Genomic DNA, 17727 nt, shown 5'->3' on the forward strand with positions numbered 1-17727 from the left:
TTAAGGCCCCTTCGGATAGATGTGGAGATTTTCGATCTGTTGCATACGCGTATCGCCAGGATAGAGGTTACGAGGCGCCCACGTCTCTAGATTGATGTGTGGACCGTTTGGATCGCCGTGAAAGTCATTGATGTCAAAGCGGATCTGCTTCGTTCCATCAGCCGACCTGAAAATCGAGTTGCCAGTCGGACTTTCAATCTTCGCGAAGCCCGGACCGAGATGGCTCTCGAGGTCGCTAGCTAGCCCGGCAATTCTACTACCTGAAGTACCTGCGCTCTCTGCGGCTCTTCCAAGGGATAGTTCAGATGTGAGAGCAGCTCTGGGCTGCCTGAAGCTGGCGCGAGGCCGCAAATGCAGGCCAACACCTGCGTCGTCAATCGCCACACCAAGATCATGGAATGCCAAGGCAGTTTGCTCTGAGCCACCAAAGGCCAGTGTGCCACTGTAAAGCAGGGCGCCAGAGGTGGAATCTGTCAGCGGAGCCATCGCCATATTGAACCGCTGGGCAGCGCTATACGGCGATGACCCGCGATTTGTAGAAATCACCTGCATACCCGCTTTCTGGGCATCGGCGACCGATCGATAGTTCGCATTGCCATAGGAGATAGGCAACGAATACCTGCTCGATCCCAGCGCTCTCAGCTGATCTGTCAGGCTTACGTATTGCGCGTTGAGTTTCGGGCCGCTCTGAGGATTGATGAACTGTGCCCGGGATGCCTCATACATACTCCAAGTAATCTGCGGCCTTGGAGCGGTAACGTAGATGACGTTTTCTGCCGCGTCATAACCTAGAAAATCGCTAGAATCATAATTGGAGAAGCTAGCCCCTCTAGACGCAGAGGTTGCTGTTACATTTCCAACCCCTCCAACGCCTATAGCGAACCCGGACAAATTACCTGTTTCTGCCCATTGCCTTGCGTTCAATCTGGCAAACGCTGCATCCATACCTCGTTTGCTGACGATGATTTCGCCTGCGTTGGGCTTGCCGATGCTGGCTATGCCTTCAGCCGCCAAATTCCCGATGGTATTGCCGATAGTACCGCCAATGCTCCCAATTACTGGAGACAGCCAGTTGCGTGGAACTCCCAGAATTTCGCCAATTGCACCGCCATCTCCTAGGACGCCAAAAAGATTATCTCTTGGCTGACCGATAGCGGAACTGAAACCAATCCCGGCAGTTTGCCCAATTATGGTAGGTAGCGTCGAGATGATATTATCGCCAAAGCTAGTTCCGGAAACGAGTGAAGCAGCAGCGGCGCCGGCGAGGCCTGATGCAGCTTGGCCTGCCATACGTGCGCCAACTTTCCCAAGCGCCTTTTCGACTTTTGCTTTCGAGAACTGTCCTCCGACGCCGTTGCTGATACCTGCGGCAGCGACTCCAGCCCAGCTAAAGCTGCTCTGCATTTTTGTTGCGATAGCAATGCCTTGGACGGCTGCGTTCGAGATTGCTCCATTGATTACGTCGGTTAAGAATACACCTGTTTGACTGGGGGCTAGCGAGTAGCTCAGATAGCTTATTGCCAAAGACTTCCAGCTAAATCCGTCCTGGGTTCCAATAAGATTATTGAAACCTTGGCTGACCAGATTTCCGCCGATTGGGCCAAGAAAATAACTGGCTGCGACCGCCACAGCCATCGAAATAATCTGCCCAAATACGCCGCACTTGTTTTTCTTCGGTGGTTTAGCGGCGGTAGGGGACGTGTCACCGATGGCCTCGTTGGGGTCGTAGACGCGGTATGTATCGGTGGAGTTGTGAGAGTTGTGGACCTTGTTGGGGATGATCAGGCTTTGTCCCGCAACGAGGCTTTCGCTGCTGGGATAGCCGTTGGCATCTGCGATCATGTACCAATAACTGGCATCCCCCCATAGCTGGAGAGCGACCGATTCAAAGGTATCGCCTGCCTGCACGGTGTAGCGTGAGGCGGCGTTCTCGTAATTGAGACCGTTGATCGGATCGTAGCTCTGATCGAAGTCGGCGTAGCTTGTGCCCGACGTTGCGCCATTGCGGAACGGTCCTGTACCGCCCAAGGCCGTATGTTGAGCGATGCTGGTCACGTAATCGACGTCGGACGTGCCGTTGTTCGAGACATCGCCGACGCTTTGCCCGTTAAAATAATAATGCAACTCACGAGGATCGCCAGTCGACAAGTTACTATCATTCTCGTCGCGGCTCATCACAAAGCCATCTGCATTGTTTATAAAGCTAACGGTGCGCGATCGTCCATCCTTGATGTATACAGAATTCAAAACGCCGCTGTTGCTGTAGTAGAAAGTTGAGTTGTTGTCTTTCGAGCCAGATTTGTAATTTGTCTTTGATTGTATCGCAGCATCCCACCACTTGAAGCTATTCGTGGTTGTGCTGCTATCTTGCGACACGTTATCCTTTTTAACCGTTGTGTATACAACGGTGACGGCACCTCCCATGTAAGTGCCGCCGTTTATCACGCCCGTCCATTCTCCGGTGTTGCTATTGGTTAGCGCGGCATTGTACGAATAAGTCGAGGCGTTAACCCATATGCCGTCGCTGCGCACCGAGGTCACGACGTCCGAAATGACTTGCGACTTAGCGTTGTAAACGGCAGTCCGGTTATAGACCCGGTTTGCGGTGACATTAGTGCCATTGTAGCCGCTCGCGCTGTACTCGCTATAATCCGTCACGCGTCCCATGTCATCGCGCGCATACCGCGTCCGAGTGACGTTCACGCCGAGGGGGTTTAGCGTGACGCCCGAAAACCCATTGGCCGTGATGCTTTGCTGCGCAACGTCTACCTGAGACAGATAACCATCTGCGCTGTAGGTGTAGGTTTCTCGGCTTTCCCCATAGAATTCCCAATTATAGCGAGACCAACTTCCTCCCGCGAAATCCTCTGTGGTTGCCCAATACGACGAAACCCCTGAGGGCGATGTGTATTTCCAGACGTATTGTCCAAGTAGCATCGTCTGAGTAACGGTTGTCCTCTGCCCAGCTGAATTATAGGTTATGCGAACACCACCATTGATCGTAGTATTATCGAGGCCGCGGGCGGCGTCGCCAGTGACGATCACTCCAGTCGCGTTTTTACCGGAAAGTGAAGACTTCGTAGTTACGAAGCGGTTCATGCTGTCGTATTTGTACCAGTAGTCCTGAGTGGAGGGGGTGGTCGCGACGACGCCTTGTGCGTCCATGTATCGGAAGGAAGCGTTGGAGCGACGAATGTTTCCGCCCAGATCGTATTCGTAGGCTACGCTCATGGGGGCAGCCGTGCCGGTGCCGGTGTCCGCGATCGAGATGATGCGGTTCAATGCGTCATAGGATGCCTTTGAGTTCTGATAGGGCGTCGTGTAGCTGTAGCTGATCCCCATTTCATAATCGTAATAGGAGCCGTTTATGGCGTGGGTCTCTAGCGTACGGTTACCTGCCGCGTCGTAACGGAACGTCGAAGTGGCGTTCGAACTGTCATAGCCCGTGTCGGCACTGTTGTTGGCGCTGCCAGTCACGATCGAAGCAATGAGACCGGTGTTCCAATAGGTATATGTTGTAGAGAGCCCGGCGGTGTTTGTTATCTTGTTGAGCTGGCCGGCGACGTTGAAGGTGTAGTTGTAATCGTGTCCGCCGAGGTCGAGCTTGTCGACAAGGCGGCCGAAGGTATCGGTCTTTTCGGTCAGGCTCTTGCCTGCGGGGTTAAGAGTGACCTTGGACCAGCCTCCGAAGGTCCCCAGGCCACTGGTCGCGATCGCCGCGTCCCAGCTGTAAGTGTAAGTAGTCGCATCGCCGCCCAGAACGACCGAGGACGTAACACGTCCCAGCGCGTCGTAATCGGTGGTCTCCTTAACACCCGAGCCGAGCTGCGAGTTGTAGTGCCAAATCCGGTTTCCGAGGCTGTCGTAGCCGTAATAGTCGGTTAGCAGGGCTCCGGCTTGGGTGAGCATGAGCCCGCGGTTGTCATAGGTGTAGTTCTTCACCCCACCCACTTCGTTGGTGGTTTTGCGCAGGTCGTTGAAGATGTCGAACTGGTTCTGGAACTTGCCGCCATCGGCGTGGAACTCGGTCAGGGTCAGGGCTTCATCGTCGCCATAACCGGTGCCCGAGAGAATGCTCTTGGTATTGAGGTTGCCGTTGGCATCCCGCACACCGACTACGCGGCCACCGAGGTCGTAGTAGTAAGTCTCGGTTGGGCGGGCATTGGCTTGAGCGCCATTTTCTGCAGTCCAGCTTACCATCGGGCTGAGGCGCTGGATGACCTTACCCATCGTGTTGTAGCTGTAGTCCCACACGCTGCCGCGCGCGTTGATCTCCTGGCTTACCTCGCCGAAGGCATTGTAGACCTTCTGGTTGTTGATGAGCGTTGTGGTTGGCGCGTCGGTGCCATTCGCACTGACGTCGCGCAGCACCTCGCGCGTCTGGGTGAGCTGGCCGCGCTTGTCGTAGACTTGGAGCGTGACCACCATGCCGGAAACCGCGACAGTCCCGATGGAGGCGCCGCCACTGGTCAGCAGGCCGATGGCCTGCGCCGTCGTCAGGGTTGACCAGCTGTAGCCGCTCGGCAGCGCCTTGCCGTCTGAGGTGATGACTGCCGTTTGATTGCCGTTCTTGTCGTAGAGGAACAGCTTGATGACGCCGTCGCCAGCCGTCGAGCGCCAGATGCGCCCCGATGCGTCGTAGTCGAAGGTTTCCTGATAGACGCTAGGTGTGGCATTGGTGGCATTGAGCCCCTTGCCGGTCACCTCGCCGTAAGCGTTGTAGGTAATCCGGGTCTCGACCTCGACGTCGATCACTTCGCCCTGTAGCAGGACCACCCAATTCGTCCCGTTCCAGGTCCGTACCGCCTGCTTGATCACACGGCCGGCAGCGTCGTAACGAGTTTCGTTAGCTTCCCAGACCGGAGTGCCGCCAGCCGAGTTCGAGCGCTGGTAGCGATCGCGGATGACGCGTCCAGCAAGGTCATATTCGTAGTAGTGGGTGATCCCGGCCGCATCGGAGGTTGAGGCCAGGCGCCCGGCCGCATCGTAACGATAGGTTGTCACTCGGGCGCTCTGCAATCCGTAGACTTGATTGTTCGAGGCCAGGAGCCCCCGCTGGCTCGTCGAGGTCAGGTTGCCCAGGCCGTCATAGGCCATGAGCGTGTCACGCTTGATGCTGGTACCGGAATAGTCGGTGTAGGCCGAACTGCGAATGTTCGTCTGGCGGCCCATCAGGTCATAAATGTACGAGGTGCTTTCGCTCCACTCGTCGTCGAGGCTGGTGCTGTTGGCGTTGGTCAGGTTGACGCCGTTAGCCTCGACCTTCTTCGTCACTTCACCGAGAGCATTGTAAGCGTAGCGAATGACCGCCGTCGTCGAGGCAGCGGTGAGTGTGCCGTTGGCCGTATTCACCGTCCAGCCGACGACGTTGAGGCGCTCCTCGGTCAGGCGCTGGCCGTTACGGTCGTACGTGAAGGTGGTTATGCGGTCGGCACCATTGCTCGCCGGAGTGGCCGGCAAGGTGCCGGCTGTTGGCGTGGCGGCGAGCTTCGTGGCGTAGCGGGTCTCGGTGGTGACGTTGCCGTCGGCATCGAGCGCGTAGGCGGTGAAGTAGTTCTCCTGGTCGACCTGCGCGACCTTGCGGCCGAGCTTGTCGTAGAAGAAATAGACCGAGTTGCCGTTGGCATCGGTCTGCTGGATGATGTTGCCGCCCTTGTCGTAGACGTTCTTGACCTCGAGTGTGCTCGTGGCCATCGCGTAGCTCGTACCGTTCCAGGCACCGCTCTGAACGCTGGCAACGGCGGTGGAGGTCAGGCGTCCCGCCGCGTCGTAGGTGAACGTCGTTTGACGATAGCTCTCTGCGTTGACCGAAACGGGGGGCGTTCCGCCAGCGTTTGACGGGATGGCGACCGCATCGCCATAGACCCTGGCACTCGTCGCATTGCCGTTGTCATCATAGGTCCAGGTCGAGAGTGTGCCGACCGGGGAGATCTGCGCGATCTTGCGGTCCAGCACATCGTAATAGAACAGCGTTACTTCGCCGGCGGCATTGGTCGTCTTGATGACATTACCACGCGAATCGTACTGGATCTGATCGACTAGCGCGGTCGAGCCGCTGGCGCCCAACACGGCGTCATCGGCCTTGCCGACACTCATGCCGGTGGTCTGGGTCAGGCGGCCGATCTCGTCGTAGGTGTAAGTGGTAGTGCGCTGTTCGGAGAGGCCCACCGCCTCAATCATCTTCGTGCGGTTGCCGCGGGCATCGTAGGTGAAGCTGTTGGTGACGCTGGTGGCTTGGACAGTACCATCCACATTGGTCGAACTGATCGGCAGGATCTCCGTCAGTAGCAGGCCGCGCCGATCATAGGTGTTTGTCGTCTCCCCGCCCAGCTTGTTACGTACGCTCAGCCTGTTGCCCCAGGCATCGAGCTTATATTCCTCATAATTGCCCAGAGCATCCGTCACCCGGGTGACCCGGCCGAGTTTGTCGCGGGTAAATCTGGTGGTCGCGTCCTCGTCGGATGTTGCCGCGACAGTCGGTACGACAGCACCTCCCGACACCGTGGCCCTGGCTGCATAGCGGGTGACGCTCGCGACTTCATTGCCGATAGTGTAGCTGGTCTGGGTAACGTAGCCCTCGGCATCGACTTGCCAGGTCAGGCGATTGAGCTTGTCGTAAGTCGAATAGCTGACCGCCCCCTTGGGATCGGTCGCGGCGATCACATTGCCGAAGGCATCGTAGGCAAAGCCTGTCGTCGCCGCGATGGTCGTGCCGCTGGCGACGGTCTGGGTCAAAACTTGGCCCAGCACATCGTAGGTATAGGCCGTCGTGCTCGCTTCGGTAGCGCCATAGGCGCTGGTGCGCGTCAGAATCCGGCCGAAGCCATCGTAGGTGTAGTGAGTGGTGGTCGCATCGGCCGTACCGTAAGCGGCGGTCTCATCGGTGACCCGGCCGGCCGCATCGTAGACGTAATGCGTCGTTGAGGCACCGTCGCTGCCGGGAGCCACGGTCCTGTCGGTCACCCGGTCGAGTGCATCGTACTCGAATTTCGTGACGCCTTTCAGCTCATCAGTTGTCGTCGAAAGCCGGCCCAAGGCATCGTAGGTGTAGTTGGTATCGGTCCAATTCGTGCCTTTGACTGCCGCGTCGACGCTCTCGTAGGTCATCGTGTCATCGGCAGTGAAGGGAGTGCCCCAAACGATCGAGCGCGTCAGCTTCCCATTGCGGTCGTAGTCGCTGCGATGGATATAACCTTCGGCGTCGATGGTATAGCGAAGGTCGCTCTTGTCGTAATAATTGCGAGTGACCCGATCTCCGGCGGCACTGCTCGCAGCTGCCCAAGTATCCATTTCCGCAATGCTGGGGTCGCTCGTCGTCGGAAGAAGCGTAGCATATTGGACTGTCTTTGCGATGCGGCCGAGAATATCGTAATTGAAGGCGCTGACTCCGCCCTCTGCGTTGATCGCGTAGGCCAGGCGTCCGGCATTGTCATAGACTGACCAGCTTTTGCGCGTGTTCGCGTTGTTCACCAGAGCGGTGACTTTGCTGGCAATGTAGGCGACAGTGTAATCAGTCGTCGCCGCGATCGAAGCGCCATATTCGTAAGTGTGGGTCAGCCGGCCGGCGCTGTCGTAAACATATTCAGTGGGGCGCAGGTTTGCGTCCAGCGTGTAGCGCAGCAGGCCGTTTGTGTAGTAACCATAGTAAGTGTGGATATCGAGGCTGCTGGAGCCGACACTCGCCACCAGATCGGCGAAGCTCGCCGAGGCGCGCAGCGATGCATCCGTCAAATTCGCAAACAGAACCGTGTGCAGCTTGCGTCCGGCACCGTCATAGACAATCTGGGTGAGATACCCCAGCCCGTCGAGCGCGCCGATCAGGCGCCCATCCTTGTCGTAGAAGTTGCGGCTGACCTCGTCCTTCGCTGCGTTGGCCGTGGGCAAGCGTACGGCCACTGGAGGTATCGTTTTGTAACCGGTGATGTAGGAAGCGGCGATAAGATTGCTGTAGCTGGTCGTCTTGATAAGACTGGAGGTGCCGTCATAGGCAAATACTGTCGCACTTCCGTTGCCGTCGATAACCTCGACCAGACGACCGGCCTTGTCGTAGACTCGCCATTCCCACTGGTCGCCGGCAGCCTGTGCGGGACGAAGTGCCGACAAATCCACATTAGCCGGATTGCCGCTCGCATCTACCAGTGAGGCAAACGCAGCCGCATCCAGCCGGGTTGCGTATCTCACCGTTGCAGAAAGGCGGTTGCCTGCATCATAGACATATTCGGTAATCGCACCGTCAGCGGCGATATCCGCTACCTTCCTGCCAACGGCATCATAGAGCATGTACCTTCTGTTACCAAGAAAATCGGTCGCGATCCGTTGTCGGCCCAGCGTATCGTACTTGTAAGTTACTGTTGTTGTCGGAGCTCCGCTGCCCGAAGTTTGGTACATGACCAGCTGGCTGGCCAGATTGTAGACAGAGGTCTGCACCAGTCCGTTGGCAAGCGTCGTGATTTGCCTGTTGGTCGTGTCGGTATAGGCAAACGTGGTCGTGCCGCCATTCAGATCGACCGAACCAGTCATCCTCCCCAGGCCGTCGTATGTGAAGACCTCGGTATTCGTGGTTCCGCTCGTTTGGCGGGTCAGCAGATTGCCGTACTGATCGTAGGTATAGCTGACTATCGTGGCGGTGCCGGTTCCTGCACCGGAAGTCGTGGAAAGGCTCCAGGTGGTAACGGTCGCGAGGTTGCCGCGAAAATCGTACGTGTAGTCGTTGCGGACTCTGGTGCCTTTGTTAGAAATCGCGTTGGCCCATGAGCTCATCGTCGCTTCGCTCGGCGCATCGGTTTCTGCAAGTGCGCTCGTGTCGAAGACTTGGCCTGGATATGTGAAGCTGTTCGCCAGAGTGCCATTTGCGTTATAAAAGTTGTGCGTGACGCCTCCCTCAGCGCTTATCACGTAACGCAAATGGTACTTTGAATCGTATACGTAGCGGGTCGTCACTGCTCCTGAAGGCAGGCCGGTGCCTGCCCCATCGGGATCGGGCACCGTGTAATGCGTCTCGGTCAGCAGTTCGTTGCCGGTCCCGTAAGTATAGGTGACCGTATTGCCGAGAGCATCGCGGACAAGCGTCAGGTTGCCGTTTGCATCGTATTGGTATGTGGTCGTATTCCCAGATGCATCCATGGCCGTCAGAACGTTGCCGGCGTTGTCGTAAGTGTAGGCCAGAACCTGCCCCAAGGTACCTGCCTGTGCACCAGGCAGTTCCATCCTGATAAGGCGGTTGGAGGCATCGTAGGTAAGGCTGGTGACCTGACCTGCCTGATCGGTGATAGTCGTGATGCCGTTCGCGGTGTCGTAGGCGAGCGTGATCTCGCTCGTCACGCCGCTGGCCAAAGTCTGCTTGTAGCTTCCCACCCGGAGGTCGGAGCCGACCGGGATGTAGAAGAATTCGATCTTGGCGCCGCCCGTTTGACTGATCGTCGCAACCCGGTCGCTGTTTACCCGGTAGGTGTAGGTGGTGACGATCTTGGCATTGTCCGAAACGGAGTTGTCGTCCGGCGTCAGGTCCGTTGTTACTGTCGAAAGGCGGTTCAGCGTGTCATATGTGTACAACGTACGGGACAAGGTCGTGCCGTCAGACCGAGTTGTCACAAGCTGCGTCAGGTTGTTTCCGGACCATGCGAGCTCGGTGTATTCTCCGCTGGCAGTCGTGATCCGGGTCAACAGAGCGCCGGTGTAGCTGTAGCCGAGCTGGTTGCCATCGGTGTCCAGGACGCTCGTCAGGCGACCGGCGTTAAGGTGGTCGTAAGTCTCGCTCGTGCGGCTGTCAGCGTCTTTCCAAGTCCAGACGTTGGATGCGAACGTCAGCAGATCATCCTGATGGCCGGTCTTGGCGCTGACATAGGCCGCCTTTGCCGCATCCCATGTAAAGACGATCGATGAGCCGTCCCAGTCGTACCGGGTCACGGTGCTTCCGGCAGAATTGACCGTTCCCGTGAGCCCTGCAACCCGGCGCTGTGCACCCAGTTGCCAATTGTCTGCGTTATCGTCCGTGGAAAGGCCCAGGCTGTTATAACTGCGGGCTACGACTGCATCGGGACCAAGACCCAGAAGAATCTCGTCGGTCCGGCTGATGAAAAGGTTGCCGGTCGCCGCGTTGATCGTCACGTTTTCGCCATACCGGCCGAACACCGAACTGCCCAGCTGGCCGCGCGACCCAAGGACAAAACCCGAGCCCTGGTCCAGACCAAAACCCGAACCCGTTACTACCGAGACCATCCAAAACCCCCGAGCCGCCAATCGCACAGCGCAAACCTTCGCGCCCTCAATTAACCAATCGGAATATCCCGCCCACAGTTTAGCTATTTTTTTCACACACCTCGCGATCATTGCGACAGGCCCAGGGCAGCGCTACCGTTCCTTCCGAACACCACCTTCTTCTATGGGGCTGACCGACGTGAGCGTGACGAACCTGCAGGCCCCGCAAGCGGAACGGCTCAAGCGGCTTCTGGGTTATCTGGAAAGGGATACGGCCAACCTGGCATTGGTCGAAGATGCCGCTTCCGCGGCGTTTGATATTCGGGAGTTCGAACTTGCTACCGACTTGCTTGGCCGGCGCTTGTCGCTTGCGGGCCCGACGCCGCAGCTGATCAACCTGCGGGCATTGCTCGGTCTTGCGACCGAGCGGTATGAAGAGGCAGAGCAAGACCTTCAGAATTTGCGCTCTGAGGGCAACGATACGCCTGGCATTCGCTTCAATCTTGCCTGGGCCTTGGCCATGCAGGACAAATTTGCCGAGGCAAATGGGTTTTTGGATGATAGCGCCATCGCGGCCTCTCCGCGCGGACCATCGCTCAAGGTACAATCTCTTCATCATCTTGAACTCTATGATGAAGCTCTGGAACGCGGTGCGCAGCTCGCCGCTTTATATCCCGATAATACAGCCTTGATGGGGGCGCTTGCGACCCTTGCCATGGATGCAGAGCAACCCGAACTGGCACGCAGCTATGCGGTGAGGGGAGGCGGCAATGCGGAAGCACTCGCGGCTCTTGGAATGTTCGCTCTCGAAACCCAGGATCGCGAAGAAGCGTCCCGCCTGTTCGACAGCGCACTCGAGCAGGCCCCCCGGAATCCTCGGGCATGGGTTGGCAAGGGGCTGTCGATGCTCGGCTCTCAGGATGCATCGCAAGCTGCCGGCCTTATCGACAAGGGGGCAGGGATCTTCGGCGATCATCTCGGCTCCTGGGTCGCGGCGGGATGGGCTTATTTCATGGCGGGAGATCATGCTGCTGCCCGCGAGCGTTTTGAGCGGGTTGTCGCGCTCGACGGTACATTTGCAGAAGGGCACGGCGGTGTCGCTGTCATCGATGCCGTGAGCGGGAATCTCGCTGCAGCACGGCGTAACTGCGAGATCGCGCTGCGTCTCGATACCGCTTCGATGAGCGGGGTTCTGGCCAAGAGCCTGCTTCTCGAAGCGGATGGAGATGCAGGCGCTGCTCAGAGTATTCGCGCGCGGGCGCTTGAGATGCCAATTGCCCCGGAGGGCAAGACGCTTGCTCAGGTACTGGCTGCTTCGGGCAGCGGATTTCTGCGGCGTTAGCGGAGGGATCTAGCGGGTCTGCAGTTCCGAGATCGCCTGATCCAAAAGACCACGGGCTTCAGCATCACCGTCAATGGCTTCGGTGACCTGGGTCACGACCTGCTGGAACTGCGCGTCGTTGAGCAGGTCGCGGCCGAATTGCTGCACCAGGATCGACTGGATTACCGTGCGACGAAACTGCCGGTCATCGACACCGGCAGTTGCAGCTAGTGCTGACAGCGAGGAACGTTGAGGCGCAGACCCACCCGACCGCGAAGCGACCTTGGATCCTTGCAATTTCGCCCTCTCAAGCAGCTTCTGCCGCAGGATGAGAGCGATGCGGTCTGCGTTGTTGATCGGTTCCATCGTGTTTTCCAGTCGGGCGATCAGTGGCGCGTTGCTCTGAACGAGGCTTGATGGAGCAGCATCTGGGCTGCCGACATGGGTTCTTCGCTCTCGCTGCCGTTCGTCGTTTCAGGTGCCTTCAGCGCACGGATCTCATCTCGCATCAATGCCATGTCCCGGTTGAGCGGCGGTAGTTCGCCGTTCAGTGCGAGGCCCTGTTCGAGCCTGGCGATCGCTTCGGGAAATTCGTCGCGGATCATGTGGCACAGGCCTTCCACGAAAACCCGGAAATAGTTCGTTTCCGGGAGACCGTGGAGGGGCCCCCAGGTTTCCTGCGCGGCAATGGCCTCGCCGCTCGTCAGTTGCAGAAAGCCGAGCTGGAATCGCGCCAGGATGTAGTCGGGCGCAAGATCGAGCGCGCGGCGCATAGCTGCAGTTCCTGCGGCATAATCCTTTGCGGACGCCTTCAGCGAGCCGTCCAGAAAATGCAGGCGCGGGTCGCCGGTGTAGACGGCAAGAAGCTCCAGCAAGCGTCCGTATCCTGCCGTCTCGTCGGTTTCGACGAGAGCAAGCAGAGCCTGCATTGTCTCGTCCGGGCACAGGTCCTGTGTTTCCATGATTCTCGTCCAGCTCCTAGTTTTCGACGCGGAAATGCCCTTGGACGGCAAGTCGCCTGCGGATCTTTTGAAGTGCTTCCTTGTGCAATTGGGATACCCGGCCCTTGGATACACCTAGCAGGGAAGCGATGTGCTCGAAGGCGATGCCTTCGATGTAGTGGCCTTTCAGGATACGTTGCTCCCGCGCGCCTAATCGTTCTAATTCCTGCGCGAGATCCTGGGTGATTTCCTGCCATGCGAGGCTCTCGTACGCTGCCGGTCTATTCGCTTGCGCCTGGACCTCTGACGGATCGGCCTCCTGCTGGAGCAGATTGGTTCCTTCGAGCATAAAGCCGAGTGCAAGACCGGCGGCAAGCTCCGAGAGCGCATCAAGTGCGCTTGTGGTTGATTCGTCCCTGTTTGCCGCCAGCGAGCGGATCCGCTCCTGCCGTATCCTTCGTTTCCAGCTGACTTGCTCGCGGTACTCGCTCGCGTGTGCAATTCCGTCCAGAATATTGCCGCCGATACGTGATGCGGCATAGGCGCGGAAAGGCACGCCTAGGGAGGGATCGAAGCGGTCGATGGCTTCTATGAGTCCTTCGAACGCCAGCTGGGCAAGGTCCTCGAACTCGAGATCGAGCCCGTTTGCCTGGTGACGTCTCGCCAGGCGGCGTGCGTATGGGGCGTGCATTGCAAACAGGGTTGAACGCGCGTCAGTGTCCCCGAGGCCCTTGAACCGGGTCCACAGCTCCTGTTCCGTGCTGTCGCCGCCGACCGGCTCGTTCGGGATCGCACCCACGATCAGCCTGGCTAGTGGACGCTGCCGACGACGCCGAGCAGGACCAGGCTCCAGCCATCGATGAGGACAAACATGAGTACCTTGATCGGCAACGAGATGGTTGTAGGGGGCACCATCAGCATGCCGAGAGCAAGGAGCACGCTGGAGACAACCAGATCGATCAGCAGGAACGGCAGGAGGACAACGAAGCCGATCCTGAACGCGATCCTGAGTTCGCTGAGCATGAAAGCCGGCACAAGCTGCATCATCGACACGTCTTCGGCCCGGTCCGGCAGGGGGCGATGGGCGATCTCGTAGATCGCCTTGATATCCTCGTCGCGCACCTGTCGCAGCATGAAGCTGCGCATCGGTCCGGAACCGGCCTCGATGGCCTGTCGGCTGTCCAGGGTCCCGTCCAGGAAAGGCTGCAGGGCCTGCGAATTGACGGCGTCGAATGTGGGAGCCATCGTGAAGGCCGTTAGGAACAGGGCAAGGGTGACAAGCACCTGGCTAGGGGGCGTTTCCGGCATGCCGAAGGCATGCCTGATCATCGAAAGCACGACGATGATCCTGACAAAACAGGTCGAACTGATCATCACGGCCGGCAGCAGAGCGAGCAGGGAGACGACAAGCCCTATACGCAGGGCGCTATCCGCCTCGCCGCGCGTTTCGGCAGCAACCGGGGCTTTGTCGGCCCTGGGAGTGATGGAGGGCGAGGCTGCCGTGCCGGCGCTCTTGTGCGTTGCGCTGCCGTGCATCAGGCCGGCGTCGGTTCCGCTGGCGTGATGCACACTGCCGGCAATCGTGGCCACCGGCTGAACGGCTGCAGCCGCAGCGGAGGGCAGGGGCGCGAGCATTCCCGCAAAGGCGATGGCTGCCAACAACACGCGCAGGGTCACGCCGCTTCCTCGGGGCCGGAGTTGGGGGAGGAAGCAAGCGAGGGCACTGCATTGACCCGCGATACCGATGTCGGGGTGACCGCAAGCATGTAATCCTGGCCATCGCATCGCACGAGGCACAGCGATACTTGCTGGTTGAGTCTCACGCTCTCGATCAGCTGCATGCGCCGTTCCACCGGTTTCAGGGCAAAGCGCACCGCTCCCGTGCCCATGCGCTTTCGCAGCAAGAAGGCAGCACCGGCGGCCAAGGCAAGGCAGAGCGCCAGCGCCGCGACGACCCGCACATAGGAAAAGCCATCTGCAGGCGCCTGACCGAGGGTCTGCGCGCGGGCTTGAAGCGAGTAGAAGATCAGGATTGAAGCAGCGGCCGGTAGGATGACCGTTCGCGGATGAAAGGGCATCACTTCGTGGTCGCCAGTTCCGTGATGCGAATGCCGTACTTGTCGTCAACGGCCACGATCTCGCCGCGAGCAACCAGTGCATCTTCGAGATAGAGTTCCACGAAGTCGGCAAGGCTGCTTTCCAGCGGGACGATGTCCGCTGTCTTGAGGCCCATCAGCTGTGCCGCCGTCATACGGCCTTCACCGAGCCGGGCGATGAGCCTCACTTTGACCTGCTCGAGTAGCTCCGGGCTGATGCTCGCCAGCTTTTGCGTAGAGGATCCTGCCTGCGGCGAACCTCCGCCGTGCCCTTGCGTCACCGCAATACCTTTCTCATTTGTCATTGAATTTTGAGTCCATTACGTCCCGCCGTATCGACGAGTGCGCCAATTGCGATCTGTGTCCCGCCGCGCGAACGCAGGATCACCGGTGATCCGAGACGGTCCTCGAGAACAAGTATATCGCCGGGGGCAAGGGCGTGCAGATCGGCAAGATCGACCTCGCAGGTTCCAAGATTCGCCCGGACGGCGATCTCGCAGCCGGCAATCGCGGAGACCGCAGGAACGGGAGCACGTAGGCTCGGCGTGCGGCGAATCGCGGCCCGGACCGGCGCAACCAGAGCAGTGGTCGGACAGGCGAACGTAAAGGCGTGGCCGCCGTCGATGTGCACTTCGTATCGGCTGCGCGGAGCGACTTGCGCTGCGCATTCACCGAGCGTCGCGCAAAGCCGCGCTCCAAGATCCCGGGCAACGGTGCGTACCAGATCGTCGATGACGGTGCGGTCCGCAGCCGTGAGCTCGCCTCCCGCCGGTTGTGTTCCGAGCAGGCGCTGGAGAAGCACGCGATGTGCGGTGCGGTGGACATGCAGATCCACCTGCGGCTGGACCGGCAAGACATGCCAGTCCGCCGCAGGTGGGACGCGCGCTTCGTTTTCGTGCAGGGTGAGACTTGCATCCGGCGAGACGAACCAGCGGTCCTTCCATGCACGGAGCACAGGATCCCATGCCCGACCCAATCGCTCGGCCGAGACCGCGCCTGCAGGCAGCCAGTCGGAGATCGTGCTGCTCACCCTTGTCCTCGAATACCGAACAGCTGCTGGATCATGTCGTTGGAAACGCTGACAACCTGGCTCGAGGCCTGGAAGCCGCGCTGGATGAGGATAAGATCGCCGAATTCCTGCGACAGGTCGACGTTGGAGGCCTCAAGCTGCTTGCTCTGGATAGTGCCGATTCCGTCGGCGCCGCTTGCCAGGAGCCTGCTTTCGCCCTTGCCGCCGTAGACAAAACGTCCACCGCCGATGGCCTCGAGCTGCTGCGGATCGCGAAAGTCCGCAACGGCAATGGAACCAAGCAGCTTGGTTTCCTCATTGGAGTAAGTGAGCTTGATCTTGCCGTCGGTATCGACGGTCACGCTGGAAAGCGCGCCCACACCGTGCCCGTCGGTCGAAGCGGCGCGCAGCGTCGATGTCGTGCCGCCCGAATAGGAGGTGACGCCGGAGGAGAAATCGAGCTCGACCGACAGCGGGTCGGCTCCGGTCGGCGTTGTCGTGACTGTCAGCTTCTGGGTCGTGGGATCGACCATCGAGCCGATGAAGCTCAGTGTCGATGTCGCGATCGTGCTGCCGTTCTCGTCGGTGACCTTTACGGCCCAGTCGTCGGTAGCGCCGGTGTCGGATGTCGACTTGGTGAACGAGACGGTCCAGCTGTGTTTGCCGCCGCGCGAGTCGTAGACGATCACGTCGGAGACGGAAGCGCTGGTGGCGGATGAGGAAAGGTTGTCGGCGAACTCGACACGCGTCGTGAGCTCAGGCGCATTGGTCCGCAGATCGTCGATGTTGACCGGCACGGCCTTGCCCGAATCGTCGAGGATTCCGAGGCGGTATTCGGTCCCTTGCTGGGAGATGTAGCCGTCGTCATCGACGACGAACTGACCCGTTCGGGTGTAATAGGTCTTGTCGCCGTCCAGCAGGACAAAGAAACCGCTTCCCTGGATGGCGAGGTCGAGATCGCCGTCCGAGGTGCGCATGTCGCCTTGAGAGAAATTAAGCTGTGCAGCAGTGGTCTTGGTGCCCGCGCCGCTTGCCGAACCTGACGAATAGGTGAGGCCTCCCCCGCCATAGCTGTAGAGGTCGGTGAAGCCGACAGTCGTGGACTTGTATCCCAGCGTGTTCATGTTCGCGACATTGTTGCTGATCGTCTGAAGGCCTTGCGAATAGGCCTTCATGCCGCTGAGACCGATATAGATTGATCCAAGCATTGTGCTTCCCCTTGCTGCCCCTAGCGAATCTGGTTGACGTCGGCGATCGAAAGTCCGCCGATGGTCTGTCCATCGGTCGTCTCGATCGTGAGAACGGGTTGGCCCGTCGAGAAGGAAATCGCCTTGACTGTTCCTGCCAGCGTCGTGTTCGAGCTCGTCCCGATATCGACCGTCCGTCCGAGCAGACTGGTCGCCTGCGTCGCCGCTTGCGCGGAAAGGAGATCGGTTATCTGATCGTTGAGCGTCTGCGACTGCTGCAGTTGGGAAAACTGGGCAAGCTGCGAGACGAACTGGAAATTGTCGACCGGTTTGAGCGGATCCTGGTAGGTCAGCTGCGTCAGGATGATCTGCAGCAACGACTCGAAATCCAGCCCGAAGGCATTCTGGGCGGTGGACGACGTGGTGGAACTAACTCCGGCGATGGCCATGCTGCCCTCCCGTGACTTGCTGATGGAATGAGACATCGCGGCCATTGAGCTGGAGGCTATCGAGGCCAAGACCGAATGATGAAAGCGTACGCCGGATGCTGGCGATGGCGATTTCGGGAAGGGCGCTCGTGCGAACCACGAGGCGTGCGCCTTCCTCGCTGAACCCGAGCATCAATGCAGTTTCCGGCGATGCGGACCCCGCGCTCGCCGGTTTGCCGCCTCCAGGCGCAGCGTTTTGCCTGGGCGCATTCGCCCGATTGGCAGGTTCGTGCCGCGCTCCCGCCTGTGTGCTCCGATAAGTGCCTGTATCGGGGGCTGGCTCAAGCGGGGCCGTGGAAGCCGATGAGGTCGGTGCGGCGGGGGCGCGCACGGGCGAGCTTGGGGCAGGAATTCCCGTCGGACTGGACTCGAGTATCGCGCTCGGTTCCGGCGTGATGACATGCCGATCTATCGCGAGTGAAGATCCGCCGAGGAGAGGGTTCTCCGCGAGGTCGGCAGCTTCCATTTCCGGTTTGCCCCCGGTTAGC

The 17727-nt window shown here is 59.3% G+C and carries 11 protein-coding genes; 1 reads left to right on the forward strand and 10 read right to left on the reverse strand.

What is annotated here, in order from left to right; translation table 11 throughout:
* The gene (locus tag ACXJ16_RS03745; RefSeq protein WP_463921314.1) at positions 1-10314 is read right to left on the reverse strand and encodes a LysM peptidoglycan-binding domain-containing protein; all 10314 of its coding nucleotides are present in this window, start codon (positions 10312-10314) and stop codon (positions 1-3) included.
* A gap of 67 nt (positions 10315-10381) precedes the next feature.
* Between ACXJ16_RS03745 and ACXJ16_RS03750 the strand changes: the two genes are divergently transcribed.
* On the forward strand, positions 10382-11539 hold the full coding sequence (locus ACXJ16_RS03750; protein ID WP_463921316.1) for a tetratricopeptide repeat protein: 1158 nt from the start codon (positions 10382-10384) through the stop codon (positions 11537-11539).
* Between the two features lie 9 nt (positions 11540-11548).
* Here ACXJ16_RS03750 and ACXJ16_RS03755 read toward each other — a convergent pair whose 3' ends face one another.
* Genes ACXJ16_RS03755 through ACXJ16_RS03795 form a run of 9 tightly spaced genes read right to left on the reverse strand, consistent with a single transcriptional unit; the run spans position 11549 to position 17200 of the window.
* The gene (locus ACXJ16_RS03755; RefSeq protein WP_463921318.1) at positions 11549-11884 is read right to left on the reverse strand and encodes a hypothetical protein; all 336 of its coding nucleotides are present in this window, start codon (positions 11882-11884) and stop codon (positions 11549-11551) included.
* 20 nt (positions 11885-11904) lie between these two features.
* Positions 11905-12531 (reverse strand): tetratricopeptide repeat protein, encoded by a 627-nt coding sequence (locus ACXJ16_RS03760; protein WP_463921319.1) that lies wholly within the window; start codon positions 12529-12531, stop codon positions 11905-11907.
* Positions 12497-13258: a sigma-70 family RNA polymerase sigma factor gene (locus tag ACXJ16_RS03765; protein WP_463921321.1), complete on the reverse strand. Its 762-nt coding sequence runs from the start codon at positions 13256-13258 to the stop codon at positions 12497-12499. Before ACXJ16_RS03765 ends, ACXJ16_RS03760 begins: the two co-directional genes overlap by 35 nt.
* A gap of 11 nt (positions 13259-13269) precedes the next feature.
* On the reverse strand, positions 13270-14136 hold the full coding sequence (gene fliP / locus ACXJ16_RS03770; RefSeq protein WP_463921323.1) for a flagellar type III secretion system pore protein FliP: 867 nt from the start codon (positions 14134-14136) through the stop codon (positions 13270-13272).
* Positions 14133-14537 carry a flagellar biosynthetic protein FliO gene (locus ACXJ16_RS03775; protein ID WP_463921325.1) on the reverse strand — a complete coding sequence of 135 codons (405 nt, stop codon included), beginning with the start codon at positions 14535-14537 and terminating at the stop codon, positions 14133-14135. Before ACXJ16_RS03775 ends, fliP begins: the two co-directional genes overlap by 4 nt.
* On the reverse strand, positions 14537-14860 hold the full coding sequence (locus ACXJ16_RS03780; protein ID WP_463921326.1) for a FliM/FliN family flagellar motor switch protein: 324 nt from the start codon (positions 14858-14860) through the stop codon (positions 14537-14539). The genes ACXJ16_RS03775 and ACXJ16_RS03780 overlap by 1 nt, the downstream gene beginning before the upstream one ends.
* Entirely contained in the window at positions 14857-15585 is a 729-nt protein-coding gene (locus ACXJ16_RS03785; RefSeq protein WP_463921327.1) for a FliM/FliN family flagellar motor switch protein, read from the reverse strand. The genes ACXJ16_RS03780 and ACXJ16_RS03785 overlap by 4 nt, the downstream gene beginning before the upstream one ends.
* Positions 15582-16772, reverse strand: coding sequence for a flagellar basal-body rod protein FlgF (gene flgF / locus ACXJ16_RS03790; RefSeq protein ID WP_463921328.1), 1191 nt, complete (start codon positions 16770-16772; stop codon positions 15582-15584). The genes ACXJ16_RS03785 and flgF overlap by 4 nt, the downstream gene beginning before the upstream one ends.
* A 20-nt stretch (positions 16773-16792) precedes the next feature.
* Complete coding sequence (locus ACXJ16_RS03795; RefSeq protein ID WP_463921330.1) at positions 16793-17200, reverse strand: flagellar hook capping FlgD N-terminal domain-containing protein; 408 nt, start codon at positions 17198-17200, stop codon at positions 16793-16795.
* Between the last annotated feature and the right edge of the window lie 527 nt (positions 17201-17727).

Source organism: Novosphingobium sp. TK71, from assembly GCF_055361505.1.

Bases quoted from the DNA above. Each gene is read 5' to 3' on its own strand.
- ACXJ16_RS03750 (WP_463921316.1), top strand. From the start codon at position 10,382: ATGGGGCTGACCGACGTGAGCGTGACGAACCTGCAGGCCCCGCAAGCG.
- ACXJ16_RS03755 (WP_463921318.1), bottom strand. From the start codon at position 11,884: ATGGAACCGATCAACAACGCAGACCGCATCGCTCTCATCCTGCGGCAG.
- ACXJ16_RS03775 (WP_463921325.1), bottom strand. From the start codon at position 14,537: ATGCCCTTTCATCCGCGAACGGTCATCCTACCGGCCGCTGCTTCAATC.
- ACXJ16_RS03780 (WP_463921326.1), bottom strand. From the start codon at position 14,860: ATGACAAATGAGAAAGGTATTGCGGTGACGCAAGGGCACGGCGGAGGT.
- flgF (WP_463921328.1), bottom strand. From the start codon at position 16,772: ATGCTTGGATCAATCTATATCGGTCTCAGCGGCATGAAGGCCTATTCG.
- ACXJ16_RS03795 (WP_463921330.1), bottom strand. From the start codon at position 17,200: ATGGCCATCGCCGGAGTTAGTTCCACCACGTCGTCCACCGCCCAGAAT.